At 33.2% G+C, this 6502-nt stretch carries 5 protein-coding genes and 3 tRNA genes; 6 read left to right on the top strand and 2 right to left on the bottom strand.

The annotated features are described in order from the left end of the window. Positions 1–60: 60 nt before the first annotated feature. Complete coding sequence (lepB, locus tag ACH2CJ_RS02955) at positions 61–786, top strand: signal peptidase I (RefSeq protein WP_394990596.1); 726 nt, start codon at positions 61–63, stop codon at positions 784–786. Positions 787–849: 63 nt separating this feature from the next. Here lepB and rlmD read toward each other — a convergent pair whose 3' ends face one another. Then, positions 850–2262 carry a 23S rRNA (uracil(1939)-C(5))-methyltransferase RlmD gene (rlmD, locus tag ACH2CJ_RS02950; RefSeq protein WP_394990594.1) on the bottom strand — a complete coding sequence of 471 codons (1413 nt, stop codon included), beginning with the start codon at positions 2260–2262 and terminating at the stop codon, positions 850–852. A 151-nt stretch (positions 2263–2413) separates the two neighbouring features. Here rlmD and ACH2CJ_RS02945 point away from each other — a divergent pair, with 151 nt between their 5' ends. Further along, complete coding sequence (locus ACH2CJ_RS02945; RefSeq protein ID WP_394990592.1) at positions 2414–4621, top strand: gliding motility-associated C-terminal domain-containing protein; 2208 nt, start codon at positions 2414–2416, stop codon at positions 4619–4621. 147 nt (positions 4622–4768) lie between these two features. Here the strand turns inward: ACH2CJ_RS02945 and ACH2CJ_RS02940 are convergent, their stop codons facing one another. After that, positions 4769–5506, bottom strand: coding sequence for a hypothetical protein (locus tag ACH2CJ_RS02940; RefSeq protein ID WP_394990591.1), 738 nt, complete (start codon positions 5504–5506; stop codon positions 4769–4771). A 126-nt stretch (positions 5507–5632) separates the two neighbouring features. On the opposite strand from ACH2CJ_RS02940, the gene ACH2CJ_RS02935 reads away from it, so the two are divergent. The 4 genes from ACH2CJ_RS02935 to ACH2CJ_RS02920 form a co-directional block, all read left to right on the top strand. Then, positions 5633–5705: transfer RNA gene (locus ACH2CJ_RS02935), tRNA-Lys, on the top strand. 83 nt (positions 5706–5788) lie between these two features. After that, a tRNA-Lys gene (locus ACH2CJ_RS02930) sits at positions 5789–5861 on the top strand. Positions 5862–5942: 81 nt separating this feature from the next. Beyond that, a tRNA-Leu gene (locus ACH2CJ_RS02925) sits at positions 5943–6026 on the top strand. Positions 6027–6264: 238 nt separating this feature from the next. Then, positions 6265–6502: helix-turn-helix domain-containing protein (locus ACH2CJ_RS02920; protein WP_394990589.1), on the top strand; the 238-nt coding region annotated here is incomplete at its 3' end.

Raw genomic sequence — 6502 nt, 5'->3', positions numbered from 1 at the left:
CTAAAAATCTTCAAATTGTAGAAGATTTGGGGCTTTAATTTTGATAAACCTAGCTTTCGGATGAAAAAACGTAATTTAATTATTCTTATTATAATTTGCTCATCAGTTATAATATTTGTTTTGGGTAGAATTTTAGGTATTTTTTTGCTTTTGACAATCAAAACAGCATCAAACTACCCTAATCTTAAACCGCATGATTTAATATTGACTTCAAATTTGTTAACTCCCCAAAATGGAGATATTATTTGTTATCAGCAACCGATTAGGACTGAGTTTGATAATTCTTATGCAACTCACCGCATGATGGCAAATGAGGGCGATGTTTTAGAAATTAGAAATGGTGTATGTTATGTAAATGGAAAGGCGATAGATGAAAACTTAGATTTAGTATTCCCATATTTGACTTTAGTAAAAAATCAATCATTTTTTAATCAGAATTATCCTCTTTTGAATGATTTTCCTTCAAATAGTGACAGCCTGGCCGTAATTTATATTTCTTTTTCAGAAGCAAAAAAGCTACCTAATGATATAAAAATCGAAAGAATAACTTATAAAGTTGGTGAAAAAGAGGTACTCCAACCTCAACTTTTTGGCGACAAAAATAATGAATTCAATGTAGATAATTTTGGACCTATAAAAATACCAAAAGATTCATGCTTTGTAATTGGCGATAATCGACACCAATCAGATGATTCGAGGTTTTGGGGATTTGTGGCAAAAGATAATATTAAAGGAGTATTTGTAACTAAGATTGGAGGTTTGAGTTGGTTAAATAATATTTTTTGAATTTAGAATAAAGCTCCTTCACTCAGTGAAGGAGCTTTATAATTCTATCGTTCGTCAGTTTGATTATTTTTTTAAGTCCAATCTTGCTACATTTTCTACATGGTGTGTATGAGGAAACATATCTACTGGCTGTACTGCTGAAATTTCATATTTTTCACTTAAAATTGCCAAATCTCTTGCCTGAGTAGCTGGATTACAGCTTACATAAATAATTCGATTTGGTTCGGCTTCCATCAAAGTTTTCACTACGGGTTCGTCCATGCCAGCACGTGGTGGGTCGGTAATGACCACATCAGGTTTGCCTTTTTGAGAAATAAAGTCATTTGTTAAAAATTTACGCATATCTCCTGCAAAAAACTCGGTATTTGTAATATTATTGACCGACGAATTTATTTTCGCATCTTCAACTGCATCAGCCACATATTCAATTCCGATAACGTGTTTGGCTTGTTTTGCTACAAAATTGGCAATTGTACCAGTGCCAGTATATAAATCATAAACTAGTTCATTGCCTGTCAAACCAGCTAAATTTCTGGTGATTTTATATAATTCGTAAGCTTGTTCCGAATTTGTTTGGTAGAAAGATTTCACGCCGATTCTAAAAATTAAATCTTCCATGCGTTCTTCAATATAAGGTTTCCCATAAAAAGTATTTACTTCTAAATCAAAAAAAGTATCGTTACGCTTTTGATTCAAGATATAATTCAGAGAAGTTATTTGTGGGAAATTTATTTTCAAATGTTCCATCACCGCCAAAATATCATCTTCGTTGTTTTGAGCAAACTGAACCATTACCATTATTTCGCCAGTCGAAGTTGTACGAATCATTACGTTTCTCAAAAAACCTTCATGAGCAATATGGTCATAATAAGTATATTGATTTTTGTTCGCAAAATCTCGCAAGGTCAACCTAATATCATTCGATGGATCGGCTTGCAGATAGCATTTTTCGATAGGTAATACTTTCTCAAAACGCTTAGGTACATGGAAACCTAATGCGTTTTTGCTCATGTCTAAGTCAGCACTACTTATTTCTTCTTTGGTAAACCAACGACAATTTGAAAAAGTATATTCTAATTTATTTCTATAATATTGCGTATTTGCAGAGGGTATAATTGGCTGAATATCAGGCAATTGCAATTTTCCGATTCTTGTTAATTGGTCATTAACTTGCTGCCATTTCAAGGCTAACTGTTTTTCGTATGGAACGTGTTGCCACTTGCAACCGCCACAAACACCAAAATGCTGACAAAAAGGTTCGATACGTAGGGGAGAGGCTTCAAGTATTTCCAAAACGTTTGCTTCGGCATAGTTTTTCTTACGATTATTTACAAATAATTTTACTTTATCACCAGGATGAACATTACTCCCTTCAATAAAAATTACTTGTCCGTCGTGTTTAGCGATACATTTTCCCTCAGCAGCAAAACTCTCTACTTCAATTGATTCTATTACGAATGATTTTATTTTAGCCATTGTTTGGGTCTTCTACTAATAAGTAGAATGAATATGAAGAGATTTATATAATTTCTGCACAAAAGTATTTAACTTAGCTTTAAGTTCAAAATCCAACCTTTGATTAAAAAATTACGTCTATATAAATAAATAATTTATACCCGAACCGACTATGAAAAAAAATTTACTTACTTTCTTAGTTTTACTTACTTCTATTGGTTCTTTTGCCTCTCATATTGTTGGGGGAGAAATTGAACTTGTGCCATTGAAAAACCCTGTTGCGGGCAATTCTACCCACCAGATTACACTAAATTTATATTTTGATGCCATCAATGGACGTGCTCAAGCCGAGGAATTGTCTATTAGAATACAAATTTATCGTAAAAAGGATTTGGCATTTATGGGTGATGTTACTTGTCCTCAAGTTTATCGCCAATTAATTAAATACGTTGACCCTTCCTGTGCAAAAGGTGATTTATCTACACTTTCAATGAAATATAGCAGCCCGATTAATCTTTCGGACGATAAGTTTTCAGATCCTGAAGGCTATATCGCAGTCTATGAAAGGTGTTGTCGTAATGTAATTATAACTAACATTCAAAATCCAAGCTCTGTCGGAATGGTATTTTACTTAGAGTTTGCTTCAAATAAGACACCCAATACTACACCGCATTTTAGAGAACTAATCGCAGATTATATTTGTATAAATCAAAATTTTGAAATGGATTTTAGTGCCGTTGATGCTGATGGCGATAGCTTAACCTATACAATGAGTGTACCTTGGATTGGTAATTCTTCAACAAATAATCCAAATTATTCTGGAACAGGAAGCACAAGTTATCGAGAAGCAACTTTTGTTACTGGAATTAATGTAAATAATATGATTCCTGGCAGTTTTCCACTGGAAATTGACCCTGAAACAGGAGTATTGTTCGTTAAACCTAATAAATTAGGACTTTATGTCTTTTCTGTAACCGTTAATGAATTTAGAAAGGGAGTTCGAATAGGTCGTGTAAAAAGAGATTTTCAGCTAAAAGTGATTGACTGTGTTATCAATAATCCCCCACAAATATTTGTAAGAAGCCAAAATTCTAAGAAAAACTTTCAAGATGGCGAAACTATTCAATTGAAAAAAGGAGAAAAAAAATGCTTTGATATTCTATATTTCGATCAAGATATTAGCCAAAAACTAACAATTACCGCCAAAGGAATCAATTTTGATACAAAGAAAATAAGTATTCCTGCCATTTCTAATGTTGTAGTTGTTTCAAAAGATACGCTTAGAACATCTTTTTGTTTGGATGATTGTATCATCACCAAAAACAATGTTCCTGCCGAATTCTTTGTTAACATTAGTGATAATGGTTGCCCAGTTCCACAAAATCGTGGCTACCGTATGAAAGTGGTGTTCGACGAAAATCAAAATAGTAAACCTACTGTTACAACTTCGTTAGCAAATGGTGCTGTCCCATTAGTTTCTTATGGCGATACCCTCAAATTTAATGTCATAGGAAATGATATAGATGTTGATACCTTGTTTTTGACAGGAACAGGTCGAAATGTCAATCTTAATAACCTTGGATTTACGTTCCCTTCCAAACAAGGATTAGGAAGTGTGAACTCTACTTTGCTGTTTATTCCTAACTGCGAAGCCCTCAAACAAAAGCAAGTTTTGCTCGATTTTGTTGCACGAGACCTTCGTTGTGGTGTAAGTTCACAAACCCTGCTATCTGTGCCAGTCAATATTCAAGCAAAGCCGAATAATGCCCCAAGCGTAACTACGTCATTAACAAATAATACTGTTGAAGTGGTTTTAGTCTCTTCGCAAAACAATGAAATTAAATTTAATGTTAACGGACAAGACATTGATAATGAGAAAGTTACACTCACAGGAACTCCCAAAGGTTTTGATTTTAAAAATGCCATAATGTCTTTTGAAAACAAAGAAGGTAACGGAAAAGTGAGTAGCATATTTACTTGGAAACCAACTTGTTTTATGTTGGCGGGGAAGGATACAAAAGAGTTTGTTGTCAGTTTCAAAACACAAGACAATAATTGTCTTCAAAAAATTGACTCTGTCAATGTGAAGTTTATTCTGAAAGACAATGTCGTGTCAGACAATCCAATTAAGCCATATAATACATTTACGCCCAACGGTGACGGGAAAAATGATTCTTTTAATCTTGGGTCAATTCCAGGAGATAATTGCAAAAGACAATTTGTGAAATTTGAAATTTTTAATCGATGGGGAAAAGAAATATTTTCTACTGCCGAACGAGAGTTTATTTGGACAGGTGATGAAGAGCCAACTGGCGAGTATTTTTATACTTTACGTTTTTCCGATGATATTTTTAAAGGAGTTATTCATTTGGTGAGGTAGTTCGAAAAAAGATATAGAGGTACAAAGTGGAATAGGATCAGAGTAAAAACTGTACTTGTCATTTTGTGCTTTTGTGTATGTTTCTTTCTTGTGCCTATATGTTTACGTGAATATTTACTTTATGTCTAAGAGGTTCTTTTCCTTTTTTTATCTCACCAACCAAACATCGCTCTCTTTCAAATAACAAAACCTCCCTTCCCACAAAACCTGATACCAAATATCATCGGCTTTAACAACATTTAGGCGATTACCTTCACCAATATCACCCACAATCGGGGAAGCGGAAGAAGGATAATCTCGTAAATAGACCTTTTCGTTTTTGATAATTACCGAGCGATAATTGTTAGGTAAATTTATCAGCACCGCTAAAAAAGTGAGATATACAAAAAATATAATTTTATGTCTTACTGGTGAAAACTGTTTATTCTTCTTTTTTAATAAAAGTACAATAAAAATATAGACTCCCAGAGCTAAAAAACTTCCCCAAACATAATTTGAATATCGACGGTAATAAAAGAGAAAATAATTCAAATCATTTTTTTCGTAGCCGTTAAAACCGTTTTCTGTTGCTACATTATACATTTTTTCAAAAACTTTTTCGTTGGGATTCTTGAAAAAAAACAAATTCAAATAGTAAAGTTCTTTTACAAATTCACCCTTTGTTTCATAAATATTTGCAAGCTTGAGATAAATTTTTGGATTAGGGTTTGGCGAGGTTTTTGCGATTTGCTCATAAAATATCTTAGCCTCATCAATTTTTTTTTCAACAAATAAAGAATCTGCTTTTTTATATATGGTCCTTTGTGCCTGACTATCAGGTACTTGTAAAAAAACAGAAAAAGATAAAGTAATTATTTTCAGAAATTTCAAAAAGTATGTTTGCATCGTAAAAATAAAGTAGTAATTTTGCACCACGATTTAAGAAAAGGGTTACAACGAATATCGTTTCAAAATACAAATTTAGTAAATTTTTTCACTAAATTTCTGTAATCAAAAATCACTAATCAAAAAGATTCCGTAGCTCAGTTGGTAGAGCAATACACTTTTAATGTATGGGTCCTGGGTTCGAATCCCAGCGGGATCACGAAGATTACCAGTGGTAATTTTCCTCTCGTGTCAGATGACACATTTAATATATACAAATACAGTCGTAAGATTTTATTTGATGATTCCGTAGCTCAGTTGGTAGAGCAATACACTTTTAATGTATGGGTCCTGGGTTCGAATCCCAGCGGGATCACAAAATTGCCTCTTATTTTTGAGGCTTTTTTTTTGAATTATAGGAATAAATATTTTTGTTTTCTATTTTTGTAAAACTAATGGCGAGGTGGTGAAATTGGTAGACACGCTACTTTGAGGTGGTAGTGGGCGAAAGCCTATGAGAGTTCGAATCTCTTCTTCGTCACAAAACCCTCAATACGTGCGTTAAACGCACTTTTGAGGAAATTGCTACAACAATTGCTACAAATTTTGACAAATCGACTATGGAGAATGAACAATATAGTGAAGCTGTATTGAAAAATAGAAATAGCGATTTGTCGAAAGGTGGTATGTAGAATTTTATTGCCTTAATGCTACTTCTGGCAAGCTACAACGATATCCTAATAGTTTTTTTTTAGTAATACGTGTAAACAAATTCATCCATGAAGCTAATTGAAGACATCGTAAAAAAAAGAATTTTGGAATTGAAAATCAGTTCAGCAAAATTTTCAAGACAGTGTGGTTTTCAGCCTACATATCTGAATAAAATATATAGGTTGAACAGCACGAGCATTGACACTTTAGAAAAAATGGCAAAGGTGCTTGGAATCAATGTTGGCAATTTTTTTGAACCTGTTTCAAAAGATGAAGAGCCTTCTTCCGATTATACAATCATAAAAA

Origin of the sequence: Emticicia sp. (assembly GCF_043780375.1) — a bacterium.
In the GTDB taxonomy this organism is placed as follows: domain Bacteria; phylum Bacteroidota; class Bacteroidia; order Cytophagales; family Spirosomataceae; genus Emticicia.
The sequence above is the reverse complement of the archived record's forward strand: the minus strand, read 5'-3'. Positions and strand labels throughout refer to the sequence as shown.

Coding starts and splice junctions, on each gene's coding strand:
- lepB (WP_394990596.1), top strand. CDS start 61: ATGAAAAAACGTAATTTAATTATTCTTATTATAATTTGCTCATCAGTT.
- rlmD (WP_394990594.1), bottom strand. CDS start 2,262: ATGGCTAAAATAAAATCATTCGTAATAGAATCAATTGAAGTAGAGAGT.
- ACH2CJ_RS02945 (WP_394990592.1), top strand. CDS start 2,414: ATGAAAAAAAATTTACTTACTTTCTTAGTTTTACTTACTTCTATTGGT.
- ACH2CJ_RS02940 (WP_394990591.1), bottom strand. CDS start 5,506: ATGCAAACATACTTTTTGAAATTTCTGAAAATAATTACTTTATCTTTT.